The following is a 22,677-nucleotide window of genomic DNA, read 5'->3' as shown; positions in this document are numbered from 1 at the left end:
GTGGGTCAGCCGTGGGTCAGTCGTGGGCCGGGGAACGCAGTTCCCGACGGAGGATCTTCCCACTCGCCGTCTTCGGCAAGTCCGGCAGGATCTCCACCTGGCGCGGATACTTGTAGGCGGCCAGTCTCTCCTTGCAGTACGCGGCGAGCGCGGCCGGGTCCGCCTCCGTTCCGGGGCGCAGGCTGATGAAGGCCTTGACGGTCTCCCCGCGGTACCCGTCGGGCACGCCCACGACGGCGGCCTCGCGGACCGCCGGGTGCGTGTAGAGCACGTCCTCGACCTCGCGCGGCCACACCTTGAAACCGGACGCGTTGATCATGTCCTTCTTGCGGTCGACGACGTAGAGCCAGCCCCGCTCGTCCATGAAGCCGATGTCGCCGGTGCGCAGCTCGCCGTCCGGGAAGGTCTCGGCGGTGGCGTCGGGCCGTCCCCAGTACCCGGGAACGACCTGCGGCCCGCGCACCACGATCTCGCCCTGCTCGCCGAAGGGCAGCTCCTCGCCGCGGTCGTCCACGATCCGCACGACGGTGTCGGGCCCGGGCACGCCCACCGCCAGCGTGCCGGAGGCCTCGTCCACGGGCGCCTCCAGGTGCGGCGGGACGGAGGCGCAGGGCGCGGTGCACTCGGTCAGCCCGTAGCCGTTGCGGATGTACGGCCCGAAACCGGCCCGGAACTTCTCCACCAGGGCGGGCGGCAGCGGGGCGCCGCCGGAGGAGATCACCCGGAAGGAGGAGAAGTGGTCGCGGCTCGCGCCGGGGTGGGCGGCCAGCGCCATGAAGGCCGTGGACGGGCCGACGGTGTAGTGCGGCCGGTGCTCGGCGAAGGCGTCCAGCACCACACCGGCCTCGAAGCGGTAGGCCAGGACGAGCGTGCCGGCGCTGTTCAGGCAGGCGCCGAGCTGGCACACCATGCCGGTGATGTGGAACAGCGGCGCGAGCGCGAAGTACACGGGCGCCTCGGGCAGGCCGAGGCCGGTGCGCTGCCGTTCGGCGTTGTACATGATGTTGCGGTGCGTGTTGGTGGCGCCCTTGGGGGTGCCGCTGGTGCCCGAGGTGTAGCTGATGAGGGCCGTGCCGTCGGGCGCGGGGTCGCGGTTCTCGGGAGGCCGGTGGCCCTGCCGGGCGACGGTGGTGAGGTCGTCGGCGTCCGGTGCCTGCGGCAGCCGCTCGAAGGTGAGCACGCGGGTGTCGCCGCGGGTCTGGAAGTCCAGCTCGCAGGCGGTGAGCACGATCCGCACCGGTGAGCCGGCGGCCGTCTCGCGCAGGTACGTCTCCCAGGCCCGGTCGGAGCAGATCAGCGCGGCCACGTCGCCGTCCCGCAGGACGTGGGTCACCTCGCCCGACTTGTACATCGGATTGACTGGCACCACCACCGCGCCCGCCTTCCACGCGCCGAGCAGGGCGAGCACGAAGAGCGGGGAGTTCTGCAGCAGGATCGCCACCCGGTCGCCGCGCTCCAGGCCGCGGGCGGCGAGGTGTCCGGCGACGGAGTCGCTGAGCTCGTCGGCCTCCCGGTAGGTCAGACGGCCGTCGAAGTAGGCGAGGAAGGTGCGCTCGGGGGTCTCGGCGGCCGTCCGGCGCAGGGCGTGCACCAGGGAGTCGGCGGGGTCGACGGGGGCGCGCTGGGCGTCGGTGAGGAGGGACAGCCAGGGTTTGGCGGCGTAGCGGGAGCCGGTCACCGGGTCGCCTCCCACTGCTGCTGGAGGCGGTTCATGCCGGTGAGCCAGCGGTCGGGGTCGCCGGCGCGGGCCCGGTAGTACTCGGCGACCTCCGGGTGCGGCAGGATCAGGAAGCGGTCCTCCTCGATGCCGCGGAAGAGGGCGTCGGCCACGTCCTCCGGTTCGATCGCGGTCGGCTCGAGGACGAGTGCGCCGGCGCTGCCGCTGGCGTCGAGCATGTCGGTGCGCACGCCCTGCGGGCAGATCGCGTGGACCTTGATCCCGCGGTGGCGGTAGGTCAGCGACAGCCACTCGGCGAAGGCGTAGGCGCCGTGCTTGGTGACGCTGTACGGAGCGGTGCCGATCATGGTGAGGAGTCCGGCGGCGGAGACGGTGGAGACGAAGCGGCCGCTGCCGCGTTCCAGCCAGTCCGGGAGCAGCGTGTGCGCCGCGCGGACGTGCGCCATCACGTTGACGTCCCAGGAGAGCGCCCAGCCCTGCTCGTCGAGCGGTTCGCCGGGCTCGCCGCCGTCGCGGCCGACGCCGGCGTTGGCGCAGTAGACGTCGACCGTCCCGCCGAGGGCGTCGCGGGCCTCGGCGACGATCGTGGAGGCGTCGCCCGGGACGGCGAGGCCGCCGATCTCCTCGGCGACGGCCTTCGCCCGGTCGGCGTCCAGGTCGTTGACGACGACCCGTGCCCCCTGGGCGGCGAAGCGGCGGGCGAGCGCCGCTCCGATGCCGCCTCCGGCTCCGGTGACGACCACCTTCGCATCCTGCACGGTTTGCACCATCGGTCTCCTTCGACGCGGCTCCCGGCTGCTACCGGCGACAGACTAACCGGTCGGTATGGAGGGCGGAAGGGGTGTTCCGCGCGAGGTCGGTCCGCTTCGTTCCCCGGGGCCGTCAGGCGCGCTAGCGTGCGTGGTCATGACACCGGCCGCGATCACGGAGGTCACTGTATGAAGCTGTCCAGACGGAGCCTGCTCGCCACCACCACGGCCGCGGTCGCGGCCGGCGCGGTGCCCGCGCAGGCCGCTGCGGGGCGGGCCGGGACGGAGGGCGGCGGCCGGCGGCTGCGCACCGGGTTCGAACGGCTCGCCGCGGACGGTTACGCGCTGCTCGACGGGCAACGCGTGGGCGTCGTCACCAACCCGACGGGCATCACCCGGGACGTACGGCACCTCGTCGACGTCATGCACGCCGACGACCGTGTCGATCTCATCGCCGTCTTCGGCCCCGAGCACGGCTTCCGCGGGACGGCCCAGGCGGGCGGCTCCGAGGGCCGCTACGACGACCCGGCGACCGGCCTGCCCGTCTACGACACCTACCTGAAGAGCGGCGCTCCGCTGGCCGACGTCTTCACCGCCTCCGGCGTGGACACGGTCGTCTTCGACATACAGGACGTGGGCGCGCGGTTCTACACGTACATCTGGACGCTGTTCGACTGCATGGAGGCGGCGCGGCTCGCGGGCAAGCGGTTCGTCGTGCTCGACCGGCCGAACCCGGTGACCGGGCGGGCGGCGCTGGGGCCGGTGCTGCACAAGGAGTTCGCGACCTTCGTCGGGCGGCAGCCGGTCTCCCAGGCGCACGGGATGACGGTGGCGGAGCTGGCGCTGCTGTTCAACGCGGAGTTCCTCGACGCGCCGGTGGAGCTGGAGACCGTGCGGATGTCGGGCTGGAAGCGGTCGGACTTCTACGACGCCTCCGGGCTGCCGTGGGTGCCGCCGAGCCCGAACATGCCGACGCCCGAGACGGCGCTGGTGTACGCGGGGACGTGCCTGTTCGAGGGCACCAACCTGTCCGAGGGGCGCGGCACCACCCGGCCGTTCGAGCTGCTGGGCGCCGAGGGGATCGAGGGGCGCTGGGCGGCCGCGGCGAACGAGCTGGAGATGGCCGGCGTGCGGTTCCGGGAGGCGTACTTCGCGCCGACGTTCTCCAAGTTCCAGGGCAAGACCATCGGGGGCGTGCAGCTGCATGTGCACGACCGCGAGGCGTTCGACCCGGTGCGGACCGGGATCGGACTGCTGGTCACGGCCAAGCGGTCGTTCAGCGGCTTCGCCTGGCGCCCGGACCACTGGATCGACAAGCTCACCGGTTCCACCCTGGTGCGCACGATGATCGACGCGGGGGCGGACACGGACGAGGTGGTGGCCGGCTGGCAGGAGGAGTTGGCGGCCTTCCGGCGGATACGGCAGGAGTACCTGCTCTACCGCTGAGCGGGCGGGACACACAACGGCGGCGGGCTGCGGGAAGCGGCCCGCCGCCGTCCGTTTGCGGGCAGTGCCGCGCGCCGACCTGCGATGTCACGGTCACGGACGTTTCCGAAGGGCCCGCCCCGGGGCGGGGCGGCAGCGGCCGGTGTGCATATCGGGGGCCGCTTCAGGAACCCGTGGAAGCCGTGGGGAGTTATCGGGCTGTCGAGGAGACGCTCTTCCGCACGGGAGGGCACGGAGCGGGTTACCGCCGGTATCTCCCCATGAGCGACCACAACTGAAGCACGGGCCAAGGAAGTTGGCCCGCACGTCCCTGCGACCGGCTGCCGGGGGCCATCGAAAAAAGGATGGAGCCGATTCGCGTGTCGATACGTCTATTCGGCGACGTCCGTTCGACGACGCCGAAGTGACCGGATTACAGGTGCAGGTGTGACGGAGGTGCAGGACGATGGCCGGTTTCCGAAGTCTGGCGAGACAGGTCCGAGATCCACGGTGCGATCTGGCGCTGCGGCGCTACTCGCTGCGCAAGTGCCTGGAGCGGTTCGCTCCCTACGGGCACCGTGCGACCTGGGACCATCTGTGCTCGCGGGCCGGGTTCGATCCCGAGGACCGCTCCGTCGACCCGGCGCGGCTCGTGGCCGCACTGGACGAACTGGAGGAGGCCCGGGCGGTCTGGCTGGCCTATGAGGTGGAGTTCGCCGAGCGCCGCAGGAAGGAGAAGCACGACGGGTTGCGCCGGCCGGGCAGTGTGGACGACTGGCACCGGCTGACCTGGGGCGGTTTCGGTGTGGCCTGGTGCGACGATCCGCGGGTGCATCCGCGGGAGCCCCTGGCCGAGGTGCTGCGGCGGCTGATCGCCGCGCTGGAGCGCGAGCCGGGTACGTCCTGCCCCGTGTGCCGGGGGGAACGGCTCATGTGGCGGTACGACCTGGACCACGAGCCGTCGACCGGACCGGTGTGCACGGACTGCGGAATCCTGGTCCCGCGTCCCGTGCTCACCCCCGCGGCACTGGCGGACGCCCGGCGGGCGCGGCTGCTGGTGTCCGCCTGAGCGACAGAGAGCGTCGGGGCGCGGGGGTGCGCCCGCCCGGTCGCACCCCCGCTGACCCCTGAAGCCCGCACCGGCCGTCCGGGACCCCGGCGCGCGGGCCCCGACGTACGGCATGCACGGCCGGCGCGGCACACGCGGGCACGCCGTGTCCGACGGCCGGTCGGAGGCCGGTGGCGAGCGGAGACCGGCGGCCCAGCGGACACCGACGACCTGGCGGAGAAGCGTCCGGGCGAAACCCGACGGCGCCGGGCGGAAACCGGCGGCTTGGCGGAGGCCGGTGGCCGGTGGCCGGTGGCCGAGCGGACACCGACGACCTGGCGGAGGCCGACAGCCGAGCGGACACTCGACGACCTGGCGGAGACCGACGGCCTGGCGAGAACCGACGGCCGGGCGGAGGCCGGTGGCCGAGTGTGGCCCGCGGCCCGGTGGTCAGCCGGTGCGTCGCCGGCCGGTCCCGCGGCGGCGGCCCGTGCCGTTCTCGGGCATCAGACGGGAGCCCGCGCGGCTTTCGCCGAAGACGTCGTCCGGGTTGGACAGGACGCAGCCGTCCAGGGAGAGACACCCGCAGCCGATGCAGTCCGTGAGGTGGTCGCGCAGGCGGTTGAGCTGCTTGATGCGCTCGTCCAGCTCGGAGCGCCAGGCCTCGGAGAGGCGGGCCCAGTCCTCGCGGGTGGGCGTGCGCTCCTCGGGGAGTTCGGCGAGCGCCTCGCGGATGGTGGCCAGTGGGATGCCGACGCGTTGGGCGGCACGGATGAAGGCGACGCGGCGCAGGGTGTCACGGGTGTAGCGCCGCTGGTTGCCCGAGGTGCGGCGACTGCTGATCAGGCCCTTGGACTCGTAGAAGTGCAGGGCCGAGACGGCGGCGCCGCTGCGGTCGGAGAGCTGGCCGACCGTGAGCTCGTGGATCTTCTCTGGAATCCGTTGCACCCCTCGAACCCTACCGACCCCGTCCGGTGCCCCGTCCGTTGACAGGGACCCCTGCGCCGACCATGCTAAGCAGTTGCTTAGGCAGGTGCGCCGGAACGTGCCTGCGACTACGTGACGCGAGAGGCCGGGACATGGCAGAGCCGAGGATCTTCACGTCCGTCGACGACCTGAAGGCGGCGGTGGGCGAGCAGCTGGGATACACCGACTGGCTGGAGGTCGACCAGAAGCGGATCGACCTGTTCGCCGAGGCCACCGGTGACCACCAGTGGATCCACGTGGACCCGGAGAAGGCCGCCGCGGGCCCCTTCGGGACGACCATCGCGCACGGATACCTGACGCTGTCGCTGCTGCCCCTGTTCGGGCCGCAGCTGATCTCCGTCGAGGGCGTGAAGATGGGCGTCAACTACGGCACCAACAAGGTGCGCTTCCCGGCCCCGGTGCCGGTCGGCTCCCGGGTGCGGGCCACCGCGACGATCACCGCCGTCGACGAGGTGCCGGGCGGCGTGCAGGTGGCCACGGCGTTCACCGTGGAGCGCGAGGGCGGCGAGAAGCCGGTGTGCGTGGCGGAGTCGGTGGCCCGCTACTACCTCTGACCGGCGTCGGCGACCCCGACCATCCTGAGCGTGAGGTCGGCGTAGAGCGCGCCGACCTCCTCCGGCGTGCGGGGGCCGTTGACGTTGAACCAGCGGGCCACGTCGATGCAGAGGGAGAGCACGGCGAGGGTGGTGCCCTGCACGTCGACCACGTCGAACTCCCCGGAGCGGACGCCGTCCTCGATGATGCCGCGCACCTCGGCGTTGACCTGCCGGCGCAGTCCGAGGATCTCGGCGCGGGCCTCGGGGCCGAGCGAGTCGAGTTCGTACTGCACGACCTTGGCGGTGGTCCGGCCGCCCGCGTGCCAGCGGACGAAGGAGCTGACCGCGTCGGCGAGCCGCTCGGTCGCGCTGCCCTCGGCGCGCGCGGCCGTGCGCAGGATGTCCAGGGCCTTCTCGTGGCCGATCCTGCTGATGCGGTGGAGCAGCTCTTCCTTGGTCTTGTAGTGGATGTACAGCGCGGCCGGACTCATCCCGGCGCGGCCGGCGATGTCACGGGTCGTCGTGGCGTGGTAGCCGCGCTCCGCGAACGCCTCCACGGCGGCGAGCAGCAGCCGCCGGGCCGCGTCGGGCGTGACCTCACCCCACGGCTGCGCCTCGCCGTCGGCCGTCTCCTGCGCCGTACTCATCGCTCACCCCATTCACCGGCAGGAGTAACACCATACCGCCGAGGGTGAGCGGGCGCTTAGCGAGCCCGGCGCGAAGATCACAGTTTCTGCAGCGGGTCGTGCTCGGCAAGCAGCTTCTCCAGCCGTGCCTGGTCGACCCGGTTCACGATCTGGCCGGCCTCCTGGCGGTCGCGGATCACCTTGGCCAGGGTGAAGGCGGAGGTGACGAGGTACAGGACCGCGATGGCCAGGAAGGCACGGACCCACGCGTCCGTCTGCAGGTTGAAGATGCCGACCGCGGTGGCGCCCAGGGCGACCGCGAAGGACGCGACGGCCTGACCGTAGAAGGCGGCCGTGCTCTGCTGCTTGACCGGTGTGTCGCTCATGGGGACAAGGGTCGGCGGATGTGGCCGCGGCCACATCCGCTCGGATACTCAGACGCGTACTCAGAACGCCGAAACGCCCGTCAGCGCACGGCCGATGACCAGCTTCTGGATCTGGCTGGTGCCCTCGTAGAGGGTCATCACGCGGGCGTCGCGCAGGAGTTTGCCGGCCGGGTACTCGTCGATGTAGCCGTAGCCGCCGAAGACCTGGAGGGCGTTGTTGGCGGCGCGGACGGCGGCCTCGGAGGCGAAGAGCTTGGCCTTGGAGGACTCGACGGCGAACGGCTGCCCGCGGTCGATCAGGTCCGCGACCCGCCAGGTCAGCAGCCGGGCCGCGTCGACGTCCACGGCGATGTCGCTGATCAGTTCCTGGACGAGCTGGTGGTGGGCGATGGTCTTCCCGAACTGCTCGCGCTCCCCGGCGTACCGCACGGCCGCGTCCAGGGCGGCCTGGGCTATGCCGACGCAGCCGGCCGCGACCGACATCCGTCCCTTGGCGAGGGCGGACATGGCGACCGAGAAGCCCTTGCCCTCCTCGCCCAGCATCGCGGAGGCGGGCACCCGCACGTCCTCGAGGACCAGTTCGGCGGTGGCCTGGCCGCGCAGGCCGAGCTTGCCGTGGACGGTGCGGCGGGTCAGTCCCGGGGCGTCGGCCGGGACGAGGAAGGCGGAGACGCCCTGGTGGCCGGGGGCGTCGGTGGAGCGGGCGAAGAGCAGGACGACGTCGGCCCAGGTGCCGTTGGTGATGAACATCTTGGTGCCGTTGATCACGTAGTCGCCGCCGTCCCGCACCGCGCGGGTGGTGAGGCTGCCGGCGTCGGATCCGGTGCCCGGCTCGGTGAGGCCGAAGCAGCCGACGTACGCGCCGGAGGTGAGGCCCGGCAGCCAGGTGCGCTTCTGCTCCTCGCTGCCCCGGGCGGCGATGGTCTTGGCGACCAGGCCGAGGGACACGGAGACGATGCCGCGCACGGCGGAGTCGCCGCGCCCGAGCTCCTCGGTGACCAGGCAGTACGCGAGGTGGTCGCCGCCGGAGCCGCCGTACTCCTCGTCGACCGTCAGCCCGAGGAAGCCGACCTCGCCGAGCTTCTTCACGATGCCCCGGTCGACCTGCTCGGCGCGGTCCCAGGCGGTCGCGTGCGGCACGACCTCACGCTCCACGAAGTCCCGGGCGAGCCGGCGGACCGCCTCCTGTTCCTCGCTGAGCTCCAGGTTCATACCGAGTCACCCCAAGTGAAAGCCGCTTGAATTCCGGACCTTTAAATTAGCACTGCTAGTTTATGGTCGCAGCCCTACTATGTGCGCCATGGCCCGACCGCGCAAGCCCCTGCTCAGCACCGACCGGATCGTGGAGACCGCGCGTGCGCTCGTGGACACCGAGGGCCTGGCGGCCGTCTCCACGCGCCGGCTCGCCGCGGAGCTGGGGGTGAGCGGTCCCTCGCTCTACAACCACTTCCGCACCAAGGACGAGATCCTGGAGGCGGTGGCCGACTCGGTGAGCGCGCTGGTCGACCTGTCGATGTTCGAGGACGGCCGGGACTGGCGGACCGCGCTGCACGACTGGGCGGTCTCCTACCGGGCGGCGCTGCGCGACCACCCCAACATCGTCCCGGTACTCGCCCGCGGCCCGGGCCGCCGGCCGGCGGCGCTGCGGCTCGCCGACGCGGTCTACGGCGCGATGGTCGAGGCCGGCTGGCCGCCCGCGCAGGCCACCTCCATCGGCGCGCTGATGCGGTACTTCATCATGGGCTCCGCGCTCGGTTCCTTCGCGGGCGGCTTCGTGGACGACGCGAGCGCCTACGACCCGGCCGACTACCCGCACCTCGGCCAGGCCCACCTGCTCGCCGAGCAGCAGGAGAAGATCGACGAGCGGGCCTTCGAGACCGGCCTGACGGCCCTGCTGGACGGGCTTGCCCTGCAGTACGAGCAGGTCACGGGCGGCGCTTAGCCGGGCTCCCGGACACTTCGGTGAGCGCCGAAGCGTCCCTGCCGCATGCTGGAGGGCATGACCACCAAGGACCCCCGGGCGCCGGGGCTGGCCCGGCTCGCCGCGCTGGCCGCCGACGAGACCCGGGCCGCGTGTCTGCTGGCCCTGCTGGACGGCCGGGCCTGGACGGCGGGCGAGCTGGCCCGGACCTGCGGTGTCGCCGCCTCCACGCTGAGCGAGCACCTGGGCAAGCTGGTCGCGGGCGGGCTGCTGGCCGAGGAGCGACAGGGGCGGCACCGGTACGTACGGCTGGCCGACGCCGGGGTCGCCCAGCTGGTGGAGGACCTGGCCGCGCAGGTCGCCCCGGGTGCCGCAGAGCGTCCGCGCACCCTGCGGCAGACGAACGCCGGGTCGGCCATGGCCCGCGGGCGCACCTGCTACGACCATCTCGCCGGGCGGCTCGGCATCACCGTCACGGACGCCTTCGCCGCGCGGGGGCTGTTGCGCCAGGACACCGGGTTCGCGCTCACCGACGCGGGCCTGCGCTGGTTCGCCGCGGCCGGGATCGACCTCGACCGGCGCGGCCGCCGGCCGCTGGCGCGCGCCTGCCTGGACTGGACCGAACGCCGCCCCCACCTCGCCGGAGTCGCGGGCGCCGCCCTGTGCCGGCACGCCCTTCACGCACGCTGGTGCGTCCGCATCGGATCCGAGCGGGCGGTGAAGGTGACGGAGACGGGCGAACGCGCGCTGTACGACCTGCTGGGGATCGGGACGGAGGCGCTGCGGTGACCCGCGGGCCCGCAGGCCGGCGTCCGGAATCCGCGAGCGTCCCGCCCTCCTCCCCTCCTGACCTCGGGAGCATGATGCACGTCTCCACCTCGGGTCCCGGCCGTCGCGCGGAGCTGAAGGCGGCCTGCGCGGCCGGCGTCACCGTCGTGCTGTGGGCCTCCGCCTTCGTGTCCATCCGCAGCGCCGGGACCGCGTACTCGCCGGGGGCGCTCGCACTCGGGCGGCTGCTGGCCGGGGCGCTGACGCTGGGGGTGATCTGTCTGCTGCGGCGGGAAGGGCTGCCGCCGAGGGCCGCCCGGCGGGGGATCCTGCTCTCGGGGCTGCTGTGGTTCGGGTTCTACATGGTGGCCCTCAACTGGGGCGAGCAGCAGGTCGACGCGGGGACGGCCGCGCTGGTGGTGAACGTCGGGCCGATTCTCATCGCCCTGCTCGGCGCCCGGCTGCTCGGTGACTCGCTGCCGCCGCGACTGCTGGCGGGCATGGCCGTGTCGTTCGCCGGCGCGGTGACGGTCGGGCTGTCGATGTCCGGCGAGGGCGGCTCCTCGGTGCTCGGGGTGGTGCTCTGCCTGCTGGCGGCGGTGGCGTACGCGGCCGGGGTCGTCGCGCAGAAGCCGGCGCTGGGCGCGGCGAGCCCGCTGCAGGTGACGACGTACGGCTGTCTGGTGGGAGCGATGGCCTGTCTGCCGTTCACCGGGCAGCTCGTGGGCGAGGTCGCCGACGCACCCGCCTCCGCCACGCTCAACATGGTGTACCTGGGCGTCTTCCCGACCGCCCTCGCGTTCACCACCTGGGCCTACGCCCTGGCCCGGACGACCGCCGGCCGGATGGGGGCGACGACGTACGCGGTGCCCGCGCTGGTCGTGCTGATGTCGTGGCTGGCGCTCGGCGAGGTGCCGGGCCCGCTCACCCTGGTGGGCGGTGCGCTGTGCCTGGCGGGTGTGGCGGTGTCGCGGTCCCGGTCCGGTGCGGCGGCCGGCGGCCGTGGGAAGGCCGGGGAGCCGCGGCCGGACCGGGCCCGGGACCCGGCGTGAGCACGGCGGGCCCGGGCACCGGACGGGACGGGACGCGGGGAGAGCGGCCGGGCGGGCGGGACGGGGCTCAGCGGGAACGGGCCCGGTCCGCCAGGACCTTGATGGAGGCCAGCGCGACGACCGCCAGCGCGACGATGTAGCCGGCGACGGCCATCGACGTGCCCGTGGTCTCCAGCAGCAGCACCATGACGAACGGCGCGAGCCCGCCCCCGCCCACGGCGGCGATCTGGTAGCCGAGGGAGGCACCGGTGTAGCGCATCTCGGGCGTGAACAGCTCGGCGAACAGGGCCGCCTGGGGGCCGTACATGATGCTCAGGAAGCAGCTGGCGACGAAGGTGCCGACCGCGAGCCACAGCAGCGAGCCGGTGTCGATCAGCAGGAACATCGGTACGGCCCACACGGCGATGCCGACCGCGCCCCAGGTGTAGATCCGGATGCGGCCGACCCGGTCGGACAGGGCGGCGGAGGCCGGGATCAGCACGAGCTGGGTGAGGCTGACGCAGAGGGAGACGGTGAGCACCGCGCCCCGGTCCATGTCCAGTTCGCGGGTCGTGTAGTCGAGGACGCCGGTGATCAGGATGTAGAACGTGGCGGTGTTGACGGCGAAGGAGCCGCCGGCCAGCAGCACCGTGCCGAGGTGGCCGCGCAGGATGGTGCGCAGCGGGGAGCCGTGACCGTCCTTCTCCTTCTCCGCCAACAGGCGTTCGGCCTCCCGGAATTCGGGGGTCTCCTCGACGCGGGTGTGGATGTACCAGGCGAGGACGAGGACGAACAGGCCGATCAGGAACGGCAGGCGCCAGCCCCAGGCGGTGAAGGCGCTGTCCGTGGTGAACGCGCCGGCCAGCAGGAACACGGTGTTGGCGGTCACCACGCCGATCGGGACGCCGAGCTGGACGACACTGCCGTACACCCCGCGCTTGCCCTCGGGTGCGTACTCGGTGGCCAGCAGCATCGCGCCGCCCCACTGCGCGCCGACCGCGACGCCCTGGGCGACGCGGAGCAGCACGAGCAGGACCGGGGCGGCGACGCCGATCGTGTCGTACGTGGGGAGCAGGCCGATGCCGGTGGTGGCCAGGCCCATCAGGGTGAGCGCGAGGACCAGCATCGGCTTGCGGCCGCGCCGGTCGCCGAGGTGGCCGGCGACGATGCCGCCGAGGGGCCGGGCGAGGAAACCGACGGCGAAGGTGGCGAAGGAGGCGAGGACCCCGGCGGTGGGGCTGCCGGCGGGGAAGTACAGATCGCCCAGCACCAGTGCGGCGGCGATGCCGAAGACGAAGTAGTCGTACCACTCGACGGCCGAGGCGAGGGCCGCGGCGGTGGCGACCCTGCGGCGGTTGGGTGCGGCGGGGGTGGTGGTGAGCGGTTGGGCGGAAGGTGCGGTGTCCATACGTGCACACTCCGAGGGGTGCGGGGACGGAACAGCGGAACAGGAGGCCCGGGTTCCGGGGAACGTACTGACCGGACGGTATGGGCGTCAACGGGTCGCGCGGCGCGAATTTCACCTGTACACGGCACGGGACCGGGTCGCGCGGGCACGGCTCGGACCCCGGCCTCGTGACGGGGCCGGGGTGAAGGAGCCTGGTCCGGTGGCCGTTCCGGGCTAGAAGACCACCACCGCCCGTCCGCCCTTGCCCGCGAGCATGGTGTCGAAGGCGGCCGGGATGCCGTCCAGGGTGATCCGTTCGGTCACCAGGGCGCCCAGGTCGAGGCGGCCGGCCCTGATGTGGTCGGCGAGCACCGGGAGGTCCCGGGCCGGGTCGGAGTTGCCGTAGACGCAGCCGGACAGGGTCCTGCCCCAGTGGAAGATCTCCAGGGCGTTGAAGGTGACCTGCTGGTCCTTGCCGCCGATGCCGACGACCGTGGTGTGTCCGCCGCGCCGCGTGGACTCCCAGGCCGTACGGATGGTGACCGCCCGGCCGACGCACTCGACGGCCACGTCCACGCCCTGCTTGCCGGTGAGGGCGCGGATCTGCCGGGCGGTGGTGTCCGAGGCGACGACGTACTCGGTGGCTCCCGCGGAGCGGGCCAGTTCCTCCTTCTCCGGGGAGACGTCGACGGCGACGATCGTGGAGGCGCCGGCGATCCGCGCCGACTGCAGGGCCGCCAGCCCCACTCCCCCGACGCCGAACACCGCGACACTCTCGCCCGGCCGCACCTGCGCGGAGTGGTGGACCGCGCCGTAGCCGGTGAGCACGGCGCAGCCGAGCAGGGCGGCGTCGGTGAGCGGAACGCCGTCCGGTGCGGGCAGCACACAGGACGCGGCCACCACCGTCTCCTCGGCGAACGCGGCGACGTTCAGGCCGGGGTACAGGTCGGTGCCGTCGTCGGTGCGGCGGGCGTGCACCTCGGCGGCGCCGTCCAGGGCGCCGGCGCACAGCCAGACCTCGCCGCGCGCGCAGGCGGGGCAGGCGCCGCAGGACGGGGCCCAGTTGAGGACCACACCGTCACCGGGCGCGACATGGGTGACGCCCTCGCCGACGGCGACGACCGTGCCGGCGCCCTCGTGACCGAGGACGGCCGGCACCGGCAGGCGCATGGTGCCGTCGGACAGGGACAGGTCGGAGTGGCAGACCCCGGCGGCGGCGAGCCGGATGCGGACCCGGCCGGGACCGGGCTCGGGCAGGTCGATCCCGGTGATCTCCAGCGGGGCGCCCACGGCGGGCAGGACTGCGGCACGTACGGCCATGGCGATTCGACTCCCCTAGAACTGGAGGGACTTGGTCTGGAGGTACTCGGTCAGGCCGTGCACGCCGAGTTCGCGGCCCACGCCGGACTGCTTGTAACCGCCGAACGGCGCGAGGGGGTTGAAGCGGCCGCCGTTGATGTCGACCTGGCCGGTCTCCATGCGGCGGGCGAAGGCCACCGCCTCCGCCTCGTCACCGGCCCAGACCGCGCCGGCCAGGCCGTACACGGTGCCGTTGGCGATGCGCAGCGCGTCCTCCTCGTCCTCGTAGCGCAGGATCGACAGGACCGGGCCGAAGATCTCCTCCTGGGCGATGGTCATCTCCTCGGTGACGTCGGCGAAGACCGTGGGGCTGACGTGGTAGCCCCGCTCGTGGGGGGACTCGGGGCCGCCGGCGACCAGCCGGGCGCCCTCGGCGACGCCCTTCTCGATGTAGCCGCGCACGCGGTCCCGCTGCCGGGCGTTGACGAGCGGGCCGATGCGGTCGCCGTACTTGGCGGCGGCGGCCGCGGCGAGCTCCACGGCCTCGTCGTAGCGGTCGCGGTGGACCAGCATGCGGGTCCAGGCGCTGCACGTCTGGCCGGAGTTGGACATCACGTTGGCGACACCGACGTTGACGGCGCGGGCCAGGTCGGCGCTCGGCAGGATGACGTTGGCGGACTTGCCGCCGAGTTCGAGGGCGACCTTCTTCACCATGCCGGAGGCGACGGCGCCGATGCGGCGGCCGACGGCGGTGGAGCCGGTGAAGGAGACCAGGTCGACGCCGGGGTGTTCGGCGAGGGCCTGGCCGGCCACCGGGCCGAGGCCGGTGACGAGGTTGAACACGCCCGCCGGGACCCCGGCCTCGTGCACGGCCTCGGCGAACAGCCGGGCCACCAGCGGGGTGTCCTCGGCGGGCTTGACGACGACGGTGCAGCCGGCCGCGAGGGCCGGAGCGGCCTTGGCGACGATCTGGTGCAGCGGGTAGTTCCAGGGGGTGATCGCGCCGACCACGCCGACGGGCTCGTGCAGGACCGTCGAGTTGCCGGTCCGCTCCTCGAAGGCGTACGTCGCCGCCAGCTCGGCGTACGAACCGGCCACGGCGATCGGCACACCGGCGTGGACGGTCTGCGAGAGCTTGGGCGGCGACCCGAGTTCGGCGGTCACCGTCTCGGCGATCTCGGCCTGCCGGGCCACGAGCACGTCCCGCAGGGCGCTCAGGCGGGCGGCGCGCTCGGCGGGCGGGGTGGCGGCCCAGGCCGGGAGGGCGGCGCGGGCGGCGCGGACGGCCGCGTCGACGTCCTCCACGGTGCCCGCCGGGACGGTGGCGAACACCTGCTCGTCGGCCGGGTTCACGACCTCGATCACGTCCGGTCCCGCGGCGGGGCGCCAGGCGCCGCCGATGTACATGCCGTCGTATGCCTTCATCGCGCTTCCTCCGGAGCGGGGCGTCGTCTGCCGAGCCCTAAACTAGCGATGTTAGTTTTTCTGCGCCAGAGGGACGCCCGCGCGCCGGTGTCACTCCTCCAGGTCGGGCAGCCGGGCCGGGTTCGGGCAGATCCGTTCGCCGTTGTGGTCGAAGACGAACAGATGGGCGAGGTCGACGAGGAGGGGCACCTGCATGCCGTGCCGCAGGCTGATGTCCGGGGTGGTGCGGACGATGAGGTCACCGGGCACCCGCGGCTCCGGTGCGGCGGGCGCCGGACCGGCCGGCTCCGGGTCGTCGAGGGCCACCACGGGCCCGGCCCGCAGGCCGCCCGCCCGCTCCCGCAGGCGGTCCAGGACCGTGCCGTCGCGGCGGCGGCGCCGGGTGGTGCGGCCGGGGCGCGGGCGCGGGGCCTCCAGTTCGGGTACGACGGCGGGACGGGACCCGGTGTTGAAGTGGACCAGGACCTCGTGGCCCTGGAACTCCAGGTGTTCCACCAGACCGGTGAGCACCACCTCGCCGGGGCGGGCGGCGGCCGGCTTGGCGATGCGGACGGCCTCGGAGCGCAGGCCCACGATGACCTCGCGGCCCTGCTGCACCCGAAGCAGCTGGTGGTCCAGGGAGAGCGGTTCGGGCAGCCGCAGGAACTGCTTGCCCAGGCTGATGGTCATCGCCCCGTCGAGCGGGGCGCGGACCAGGCCGCGCAGCAGATTGATGCGCGGGGTGCCGATGAAGGCGGCGACGAAGACGTTGCTCGGCAGGGAGTAGACGGCGCGCGGGGTGCCGACCTGCTGGAGGACGCCGCCGCGCAGCACGGCGACGCGGTCCCCGAGCGACATCGCCTCGGACTGGTCGTGGGTGACGTACACGGTGGTGACGCCCAGCTCGCGGGTGAGCTGGGAGATCTCGGCGCGCAGATGGTTGCGGAGCTTGGCGTCGAGGTTGGACAGCGGCTCGTCCATCAGGAACGCGGAGGGGTGGCGGGCGATGGCCCGGCCCATGGCGACCCGCTGGCGTTCGCCGCCGGAGAGCTGGGCCGGGAAGCGGTCGAGGAGGTCCTCGATGCCGAGCATGCGGGCGGTGGCGTCCACGCGCGGGGCCGGGTCGGTGCCGGGCGCCTCGATGCGCAGCGGGAAGCCGATGTTGTCGCGGCTGGTCATGCTCGGGTACAGGGCGAAGTTCTGGAACACCATCGCCATGTCCCGCTCGGACGGGGGCAGGTCGTTGCCGTACTCGCCGTCGAGGAACAGCAGGCCCTCGTCGATGTCCTCCAGGCCGGCGATCATCCGGAGCACGGTGGACTTGCCGCAGCCGGACGGGCCGAGCAGGACGAGGAACTCGCCCGGCGCGATGTCCAGCGACAGCCGGTCCACCACGCGGGCGCCCCGCGTGTAGGCCTTGCTCACGTCGTGCAGGGAGATGGCGCGTGTCATGAGGGTGCCCCCGGGGGCTCATCAGGGCGCTGGTGCTCCGCGGTCGGACGCCTCGTGCGGGTCGTACGGGCGTGTGAGTCACGGAAGTTAACGGAAAGTAGGCGGCCGGGGGAAGAGAACGACAGGGAATTGGGCGCACCGTCCGATGCGTGAGAAAGCGGACGTCCAGATTCAGCACCCGGAGCGGCGGGCCGCACCCGCTTACCCGGTCGGCCGCCCCGTCCTTCGGCTCCGCCCCGCCCTCTCCTTCACCCCGCCCCGCCCGTCAGTCGTCCCCGCTTCCCGACCGGCCGCGCGAGTCGCCCGACCGCAGCAGTTCGCCCGCCAGCAGGGTCGCCTTCGCCACGCCGCGCACCCAGCGCGGACCGCCCCGGGCCGCCAGGACGACGCAGACGCATCCTCCGACGGCGAGGACGAGAGCACCGGACAGGACGATCAGCAGCATGCGGTTCCCCCAGGTCGTGCCGGGCACCCGCCTCACGGCCCGCCCCGCACCTCGTGTACGACCGCGCCATCCTCCCAGCCCGGTCCCGCCACCCGCCACGGGCCACCGGCCACCGGCCACCGGCCACCGGCCACCGGCCACCGGCCACCGGCCACCGGCCACCGGCCAAGGGTCTGTGGCGCACCCGGCCGACGGGCGGATCCGGGAAAGCGCGCCGGCCACCGGCGCCCGGAGGGCGTCCGGCCGGCCGATCGCTCCGGGAACCGCCGACGGTGCCCCACCGAACGCCGGCGGCCGGGCACCGGCCCGGCACGCCTGCGGCCCGCCGGTCAGCGAGCCGTGCGGCGCCGGGGCCGGGTCCCGGTGCTCGTCCGGGTGTCCGCAGGGTCCTCCGTGGATGCGGACGGGGCGCGCAGGGCGACGCCCGCGGAGAGGAACAGCAGGGCGCCGAGCATCACGAACGGGGCCGCCACGCCCGCGACTCCGGCGATCAGACCCGCCGCCGCCGGCGCGGCGACCTGGCCGAGGCGGTTGCCGGTCAGGCGCAGGGCGAGGGCGGTGGAGCGGGCGCCGGCGGGCGCCGCCTGGACGACCGTCGTCATCGACAGCGGCTGGCCGACCCCCAGGCAGAAACCGAGGACGGCCAGGATCAGCGCCAGCGCCCACACCGGCACCGGCAGCGCGACACCCGCGCACAGCAGCGCCGCCAGCAGGCAGGTCACCGTCAGCAGCACCGTGCGGCCGAGCAGCCGCAGCAGCGGGGTGAGCACCAGCCGGCAGGCGATGGTGGCGGCCGCGCGCAGGCTGAGCAGGAGACCGACCACGGCCGGGTCGATACCCCGGTGCTCGCCGACCACCGGCAGGTACGCGGTGAGGATGTCGGTCGCGGACAGCACGGCCAGGCTGATGAGGATGCCCGCGGGTACGCCGCGGGCGCGCAGGATGCCGCGCACCGGCACCCGTTCGGCCCGCTCCGCTCGCGACGCGCGGGCGCCGGGTCGCTCTATGCGCCACAGCGAGGTCAGCGCGGCCGCGCCGCCCGCTCCGGCGACGAGCAGGGCGAGCGCGCTGCTGCGGGCCATGTCGGAGCCGCCGATCAGGGCGCCCGCCGCGACGGGGCCGATCAGCTGGCCGAGCGAGGCCCCGATGGTGAAGTGGCCGAAGTTGCGGTCCTGTTCGTGCGGCGCCGACTGGCGCGCGACGAGCGACTGCGCGCCGATGACGAAGCAGAGGTGGCCGAGGCCCATCACCCCGCTCCACAGGGCCATCGTCCACAGCGAGCCGGCGACACCGCTGAGCGCGCAGCCGCCGGAGATGAGCACCACGCCGGCCGGCAGCAGGGGCGCGCAGCGGCCCCGGTCGGTGCGCCGGCCCAGCGGTACGGCGGCGAACAGCGGCAGCAGCGCGTAGACGCCCGCGATGACACCGACGGCCCGCTCGTCCGCCCCCAGGGCCAGCGCCCGGTAGGAGACGGCGGGCCGGGCCATCGACACCGCCCCCTGCGCGAAGCTGAAGGCGATGACGAGCCGGAGCAGCCAGCCGCGGTTCCCGCCGGGCGCCATGACGTGTCCTCCTGTCGAACCGGGTTCCGGAGCTAGATGATGCCGAACAGGAATCCGGCGCCGAGGATCAGCAGGCAGGTCAGGGCCGCCCACTTCACCACGAACCGGGTGTGGTCGCCGAACTCGACCTTGGCCATGCCGACGAGGACGTACACGGCGGGGACGAGCGGGCTGGACATGTGCAGCGGCTGGCCGACCAGGGAGGCGCGGGCCATCTCCAGCGGGGAGACGCCGTGCGCGGCGCCGGCCTCGGCGAGGACGGGCAGGACACCGAAGTAGAAGCCGTCGTTGGACATGAAGTAGGTCAGCGGAAGGCTCAGCAGGCCGGTGACCAGGGCCATGTGCGGGCCCATGCCCTCGGGGATGACGTCCACCATCCACTTGGCCATGTGGTCGACCATGCCGGTGCCCTGGAGGACGCCGGTGAAGACGGCGGCGGCGAAGACCATGCCGGAGACGTTGAGGACGTTCTCCGCGTGGGCCGCGATCCGGGCCTTCTGGTCGGGGATGTGCGGGAAGTTGACGGAGAGCGCGAGGGCGGCGCCGAGCAGGAACAGCACCGGGATCGGCAGCAGCTCCATGATCATGGCGGTGAGCAGGGCGACCGTGAGCAGTGCGTTGAACCAGTAGAGCTTGGGCCGCAGGGTGGCGCGGTTCGGGTCGAGGCCCTGGAAGCCGCCGTCGGCGTCCGTGGCGCCGTCGTCCTTGCCGTCGGTGTCCTTGCCGTCGGTGTCCGCGGCGTCCGGGCCGGCGCCGGAACCGCCGGCCGCGCGGGCCGCCTTGCCGGAGCCGGAGCCCGCACCGGATCCCGCGCCGACCAGCACGGTCTCCGTCTCCTCGGCCTTCTCCTGCTCCAGCGCCTCGTCCAGCGTCAGCACGCCGAGCCGCTTGCGCTCGCGCAGACCGAGCACGTACGCCAGGAAGAAGACGCCGAGCAGGCCGACCAGCAGGGCGGGGATCATCGGCACGAAGATGTCGCTGGCGTCGAGCTTCAGCGCGGTCGCCGCACGGGCCGTGGGCCCGCCCCAGGGCAGGGTGTTCATCACGCCGTTGGCCATCGCGGCCACACCCGTCATCACGACCAGGCTCATCTTCAGGCGCTTGTACAGCGGGTACATCGCCGAGACGGTGATCATGAAGGTGGTGGACCCGTCGCCGTCCAGGGACACGATCGCGGCGAGCACCGCGGTGCCGACGACGATGCGCATCGGGTCCGCCTTGCAGAAGCGGAGGATCCCGCGGACGATCGGGTCGAAGAGACCGACGTCGATCATCACGCCGAAGTAGACGATCGCGAACATGAGCATCGCCGCGGTGGGGGCGAGGCTGGACACGCCGTCGATGACGTAGTCACCGAGGTGCGCGCCCTTGCCGACGAACACGCAGAACAGCGCGGGTATCAGCACGAGCGCCGCGATCGGCGACATCTTCTTCAGCATGATCAGGACCAGGAAGGTCGCGATCATGGCGAAGCCGAGGATGGTCAGCATGAATGGACACCTAACGTTCGCCCTTGAACTCCCACCAGGGCCGGCGGTCCGACGACGTTAGGTTCCGTAAAGCGGCGTTAACAAGACGTTGAACTGCGAGCAATAAGCGCAAAACCCCAGGTCACGGCTTTGCTCAGGTCAGCGCGCGGCACGTTTTGGTCACGGCGGCGCTCAGCGGGGCCACCTCGACGGGCACCGCGTTGAGGACGGCGTTGCCGGAGAGCGGGTCGAGCAGGCTGCCGTCGAGGAGCTGGTTGACGTTGGCTCCGGGGTCGGCCGAGGCGTGCCGTGTCCGGGTGCCGGGGCGGTCGTGGCCCCAGCCGTGCGGCAGGCTCACCACGCCCGGGCGTACGGCGTCGGTGACCTCGGCCGGTGCGGTCACCTCTCCCCCGGCGCCCTTGATCCGCACCGTCTGGCCGTCCCGCACGCCGAGGCGTTCGGCGTCCTCGGGGTGGAGGTGCAGGGTGCAGCGGTTGGAGCCGCCGGTGAGGGCGGGCACGTTGTGCATCCAGCTGTTGTTGGAGCGCAGATGGCGGCGGCCGACGAGGACGAGTCCGGCGGGGCGTTCGGCGAGGGCGGCGCGCAGCCGCGGGAGGTCGGCGGCGATGGGCTCCGGCAGCAACTCCACCTTCCCGCTGCGGGTCTTCAGCGGCTGCGGCAGCCTCGGGCGCAGCGGGCCGAGGTCGATGCCGTGCGGGTGGGCGAGCAGCCTGTCCAGGGTGAGCCCGTCGGGGTCGGCGCCGAAGCCGTCGCCGTAGGGGCCGAGGCGCAGCATCATGTCCAGTCGGCGTTCGGGGCCGTTGACGCCGGTGAGGAGGGCCGCGAGCTCCTTCGGGTCGCGGCCGTGCACCGGGGAGTGGGGTTCCGTCACGGCCTGGGCGAGGGTCCGGTCGACGACCATGGCGTCCACGACGGCGGGGTCGGCGCCGTGCATACCGGTGACCGCGAGGACGAGACGGGCGAGGATCTCCGTCTCGGCCATGCGGCCGGGTTCCAGCGGGACGGCGGGGCGGGTGTAGCGGACCTGGTTGCGCACGGCGAGGGTGTTGAAGGCGAAGTCGTGGTGCGGGCTCTGCGCGGGCGGGGGCGGCGGCAGGACGACGTGGGCGTGGCGCGAGGTCTCGTTGAGGTACGGGTCGACGCTGACCATGAAGTCGAGCGAGGCGAGGGCCTTGTCGAGGCGGTCGCCGTCCGGGGCGGAGAGCACCGGGTTGGCGGCGACGGCGACGAGCGCGCGGATCGGCTCGCCCTCGTCGGTGGCGGTGTCGATCTCCTCGGCGAGGGCGGCGAGCGGCAGCTCGCCCTTGGCCTCGGGGTGGCGGCGCACCCGGGAGTGCCAGCGGCCGAGGGCGAAGCCGCGGCCGGGTCCGGCGGGCCGCGGGGTCCGGTCGGTGGCGGCCTGCGGGAAGAGGGCGCCGCCGGGCCGGTCGAGGTTGCCGGTGAGGACGTTGAGGACGTCGACGAGCCAGCCGGCGAGGGTGCCGTGCGGGACGGTGCAGCTGCCGATGCGGGCGTAGACGGCGGCGGTGGGGGCGGCGGCGAGTTCCCGGGCGAGGGTGCGGACGGTGGCTGCGTCGACGTCGCAGGCGTCGGCGACCGCTTCGGGCGTGAAGTCGGCGAGGGCCGCCGGGAGCCGGTCGAGTCCGTCGAGGTGCGGCGCCAGGTCCGCGGGGGTGACGAGGTCCTCGGCGAAGAGGGTGTGCGCCATGGCGGCGAGGAGCAGCGCGTCGGTGCCGGGGCGGACGGCGATGTGCCGGTCGGCGAGGCGGGCGGTGCGGGTGCGGCGCGGATCGACGACGGTGAGGGTGCCGCCCCGCGCCCGCAGCGCCTTGAGGCGGCCGGGGAAGTCGGGGGCGGTGCACAGACTGCCGTTGGACTCCAGGGGGTTGGCGCCGATCAGCAGGAGGTGGTCGGTGCGGTCGAGGTCGGGCACGGGGATGGCGTTGGCGTCGCCGAAGAGCAGACCGCTGGAGACGTGCTTGGGCATCTGGTCGACCGTGGAGGCGGTGAACAGGCTGCGGGTGCCGAGTCCGGCGATCAGCAGGGGCGGGTAGAGGGCGCCGGCCACGGTGTGCACGTTGGGGTTGCCGAGGACGAGGCCGACGGCGTGCGGGCCGTACCGTTCGACGACGGGCCGGATCCCGGCGGCCACCGCGTCGAACGCCTCGTCCCAGGTGGCTTCGCGCAGTTCGCCGTCGACGCGGACGAGCGGGGCGCGCAGCCGGTCGGGGTCGGCGTCCAGGTCGCCGAAGGCGGCGCCCTTGGGGCAGATGAAGCCCTTGCTGAACACGTCGTCGCGGTCGCCGCGGGCGCCGGTGACCCTGCCCCGGTCGATGGTGAGCGTCAGGCCGCAGGTGGCCTCGCACAGGGGACAGATACGCAGGGCGGTGCGGGGCACGGGGCCTCCCGGGTGCGGCGGCGGTGGCGCGCGGACACGAAGAGCATACCGACCGGTATGCACGGTGGGGAGGGGGTGCCGGGTC

The 22,677-nt window shown here is 73.3% G+C and carries 20 protein-coding genes; 6 read left to right on the top strand and 14 right to left on the bottom strand.

Annotated features, from left to right (window positions below; all coding sequences use genetic code 11):
- Positions 1-16: 16 nt before the first annotated feature.
- Entirely contained in the window at positions 17-1,678 is a 1,662-nt protein-coding gene (locus FGW31_RS27945; RefSeq protein ID WP_142196322.1) for a class I adenylate-forming enzyme family protein, read from the bottom strand.
- A complete protein-coding gene (locus FGW31_RS27940; protein ID WP_142196321.1) occupies positions 1,675-2,448 on the bottom strand; it encodes an SDR family oxidoreductase in 774 nt (257 codons plus the stop codon). Before FGW31_RS27940 ends, FGW31_RS27945 begins: the two co-directional genes overlap by 4 nt.
- 168 nt (positions 2,449-2,616) lie before the next feature.
- Here FGW31_RS27940 and FGW31_RS27935 point away from each other — a divergent pair, with 168 nt between their 5' ends.
- Both FGW31_RS27935 and FGW31_RS27930 read left to right on the top strand, forming a co-directional pair.
- Complete coding sequence (locus FGW31_RS27935) at positions 2,617-3,873, top strand: exo-beta-N-acetylmuramidase NamZ family protein (protein WP_182675189.1); 1,257 nt, start codon at positions 2,617-2,619, stop codon at positions 3,871-3,873.
- A gap of 445 nt (positions 3,874-4,318) precedes the next feature.
- Positions 4,319-4,921 (top strand): hypothetical protein, encoded by a 603-nt coding sequence (locus tag FGW31_RS27930; protein WP_142196319.1) that lies wholly within the window; start codon positions 4,319-4,321, stop codon positions 4,919-4,921.
- Positions 4,922-5,350: 429 nt separating this feature from the next.
- Here FGW31_RS27930 and soxR read toward each other — a convergent pair whose 3' ends face one another.
- Positions 5,351-5,848: a redox-sensitive transcriptional activator SoxR gene (gene soxR, locus FGW31_RS27925; RefSeq protein ID WP_142196318.1), complete on the bottom strand. Its 498-nt coding sequence runs from the start codon at positions 5,846-5,848 to the stop codon at positions 5,351-5,353.
- Between the two features lie 131 nt (positions 5,849-5,979).
- Between soxR and FGW31_RS27920 the strand changes: the two genes are divergently transcribed.
- Complete coding sequence (locus FGW31_RS27920) at positions 5,980-6,441, top strand: MaoC family dehydratase (protein WP_142196317.1); 462 nt, start codon at positions 5,980-5,982, stop codon at positions 6,439-6,441.
- Here FGW31_RS27920 and FGW31_RS27915 read toward each other — a convergent pair.
- The 3 genes from FGW31_RS27915 to FGW31_RS27905 form a co-directional block, all read right to left on the bottom strand.
- The gene (locus FGW31_RS27915; protein WP_142196316.1) at positions 6,432-7,070 is read right to left on the bottom strand and encodes a TetR/AcrR family transcriptional regulator; all 639 of its coding nucleotides are present in this window, start codon (positions 7,068-7,070) and stop codon (positions 6,432-6,434) included. The genes FGW31_RS27920 and FGW31_RS27915 overlap by 10 nt on opposite strands.
- A gap of 77 nt (positions 7,071-7,147) precedes the next feature.
- Positions 7,148-7,435, bottom strand: a complete 288-nt coding sequence (locus FGW31_RS27910) for a YiaA/YiaB family inner membrane protein (RefSeq protein ID WP_142196315.1) — start codon at positions 7,433-7,435, stop codon at positions 7,148-7,150.
- A 60-nt stretch (positions 7,436-7,495) separates the two neighbouring features.
- A complete protein-coding gene (locus tag FGW31_RS27905) occupies positions 7,496-8,647 on the bottom strand; it encodes an acyl-CoA dehydrogenase family protein (protein ID WP_142196314.1) in 1,152 nt (383 codons plus the stop codon).
- An 88-nt stretch (positions 8,648-8,735) separates the two neighbouring features.
- Here FGW31_RS27905 and FGW31_RS27900 point away from each other — a divergent pair, with 88 nt between their 5' ends.
- The 3 genes from FGW31_RS27900 to FGW31_RS27890 all read left to right on the top strand — a co-directional run bounded on the left by FGW31_RS27900 (position 8,736) and on the right by FGW31_RS27890 (position 11,176).
- Complete coding sequence (locus FGW31_RS27900; protein ID WP_142196313.1) at positions 8,736-9,377, top strand: TetR/AcrR family transcriptional regulator; 642 nt, start codon at positions 8,736-8,738, stop codon at positions 9,375-9,377.
- Positions 9,378-9,422: 45 nt separating this feature from the next.
- Positions 9,423-10,145: an ArsR/SmtB family transcription factor gene (locus FGW31_RS27895; RefSeq protein WP_182675191.1), complete on the top strand. Its 723-nt coding sequence runs from the start codon at positions 9,423-9,425 to the stop codon at positions 10,143-10,145.
- Between the two features lie 71 nt (positions 10,146-10,216).
- Positions 10,217-11,176 (top strand): DMT family transporter, encoded by a 960-nt coding sequence (locus tag FGW31_RS27890; protein WP_142196311.1) that lies wholly within the window; start codon positions 10,217-10,219, stop codon positions 11,174-11,176.
- 67 nt (positions 11,177-11,243) lie between these two features.
- Here the strand turns inward: FGW31_RS27890 and FGW31_RS27885 are convergent, their stop codons facing one another.
- The 8 genes from FGW31_RS27885 to FGW31_RS27850 form a co-directional block, all read right to left on the bottom strand.
- Complete coding sequence (locus FGW31_RS27885) at positions 11,244-12,563, bottom strand: MFS transporter (protein ID WP_142196310.1); 1,320 nt, start codon at positions 12,561-12,563, stop codon at positions 11,244-11,246.
- A 213-nt stretch (positions 12,564-12,776) separates the two neighbouring features.
- Entirely contained in the window at positions 12,777-13,862 is a 1,086-nt protein-coding gene (locus FGW31_RS27880; RefSeq protein WP_142196309.1) for a Zn-dependent alcohol dehydrogenase, read from the bottom strand.
- 15 nt (positions 13,863-13,877) lie between these two features.
- On the bottom strand, positions 13,878-15,266 hold the full coding sequence (locus FGW31_RS27875; protein WP_142196308.1) for an aldehyde dehydrogenase family protein: 1,389 nt from the start codon (positions 15,264-15,266) through the stop codon (positions 13,878-13,880).
- Positions 15,267-15,356: 90 nt separating this feature from the next.
- The gene (locus FGW31_RS27870; RefSeq protein ID WP_142196307.1) at positions 15,357-16,697 is read right to left on the bottom strand and encodes an ABC transporter ATP-binding protein; all 1,341 of its coding nucleotides are present in this window, start codon (positions 16,695-16,697) and stop codon (positions 15,357-15,359) included.
- Positions 16,698-16,962: 265 nt separating this feature from the next.
- On the bottom strand, positions 16,963-17,142 hold the full coding sequence (locus FGW31_RS27865) for a hypothetical protein (RefSeq protein WP_142196400.1): 180 nt from the start codon (positions 17,140-17,142) through the stop codon (positions 16,963-16,965).
- A gap of 329 nt (positions 17,143-17,471) precedes the next feature.
- Entirely contained in the window at positions 17,472-18,704 is a 1,233-nt protein-coding gene (locus FGW31_RS27860) for an MFS transporter (RefSeq protein WP_142196306.1), read from the bottom strand.
- Positions 18,705-18,736: 32 nt separating this feature from the next.
- Positions 18,737-20,194, bottom strand: coding sequence for a CitMHS family transporter (locus FGW31_RS27855; protein WP_142196305.1), 1,458 nt, complete (start codon positions 20,192-20,194; stop codon positions 18,737-18,739).
- Positions 20,195-20,327: 133 nt separating this feature from the next.
- Entirely contained in the window at positions 20,328-22,592 is a 2,265-nt protein-coding gene (locus FGW31_RS27850) for a molybdopterin oxidoreductase family protein (RefSeq protein WP_142196304.1), read from the bottom strand.
- Positions 22,593-22,677: the final 85 nt, after the last annotated feature.

The sequence above is a fragment of the Streptomyces calvus genome (assembly GCF_006782915.1).
Taxonomy (GTDB): domain Bacteria; phylum Actinomycetota; class Actinomycetes; order Streptomycetales; family Streptomycetaceae; genus Streptomyces; species Streptomyces calvus.
This window is presented reverse-complemented; position numbering and strand designations above follow the sequence as displayed.

Coding starts and splice junctions, on each gene's coding strand:
- FGW31_RS27940 (WP_142196321.1), bottom strand. CDS start 2,448: ATGGTGCAAACCGTGCAGGATGCGAAGGTGGTCGTCACCGGAGCCGGA.
- FGW31_RS27935 (WP_182675189.1), top strand. CDS start 2,617: ATGAAGCTGTCCAGACGGAGCCTGCTCGCCACCACCACGGCCGCGGTC.
- FGW31_RS27930 (WP_142196319.1), top strand. CDS start 4,319: ATGGCCGGTTTCCGAAGTCTGGCGAGACAGGTCCGAGATCCACGGTGC.
- FGW31_RS27920 (WP_142196317.1), top strand. CDS start 5,980: ATGGCAGAGCCGAGGATCTTCACGTCCGTCGACGACCTGAAGGCGGCG.
- FGW31_RS27915 (WP_142196316.1), bottom strand. CDS start 7,070: ATGAGTACGGCGCAGGAGACGGCCGACGGCGAGGCGCAGCCGTGGGGT.
- FGW31_RS27910 (WP_142196315.1), bottom strand. CDS start 7,435: ATGAGCGACACACCGGTCAAGCAGCAGAGCACGGCCGCCTTCTACGGT.
- FGW31_RS27905 (WP_142196314.1), bottom strand. CDS start 8,647: ATGAACCTGGAGCTCAGCGAGGAACAGGAGGCGGTCCGCCGGCTCGCC.
- FGW31_RS27900 (WP_142196313.1), top strand. CDS start 8,736: ATGGCCCGACCGCGCAAGCCCCTGCTCAGCACCGACCGGATCGTGGAG.
- FGW31_RS27895 (WP_182675191.1), top strand. CDS start 9,423: ATGCTGGAGGGCATGACCACCAAGGACCCCCGGGCGCCGGGGCTGGCC.
- FGW31_RS27890 (WP_142196311.1), top strand. CDS start 10,217: ATGATGCACGTCTCCACCTCGGGTCCCGGCCGTCGCGCGGAGCTGAAG.
- FGW31_RS27885 (WP_142196310.1), bottom strand. CDS start 12,563: ATGGACACCGCACCTTCCGCCCAACCGCTCACCACCACCCCCGCCGCA.
- FGW31_RS27880 (WP_142196309.1), bottom strand. CDS start 13,862: ATGGCCGTACGTGCCGCAGTCCTGCCCGCCGTGGGCGCCCCGCTGGAG.
- FGW31_RS27875 (WP_142196308.1), bottom strand. CDS start 15,266: ATGAAGGCATACGACGGCATGTACATCGGCGGCGCCTGGCGCCCCGCC.
- FGW31_RS27870 (WP_142196307.1), bottom strand. CDS start 16,697: ATGACACGCGCCATCTCCCTGCACGACGTGAGCAAGGCCTACACGCGG.
- FGW31_RS27865 (WP_142196400.1), bottom strand. CDS start 17,142: ATGCTGCTGATCGTCCTGTCCGGTGCTCTCGTCCTCGCCGTCGGAGGA.
- FGW31_RS27860 (WP_142196306.1), bottom strand. CDS start 18,704: ATGGCGCCCGGCGGGAACCGCGGCTGGCTGCTCCGGCTCGTCATCGCC.
- FGW31_RS27855 (WP_142196305.1), bottom strand. CDS start 20,194: ATGCTGACCATCCTCGGCTTCGCCATGATCGCGACCTTCCTGGTCCTG.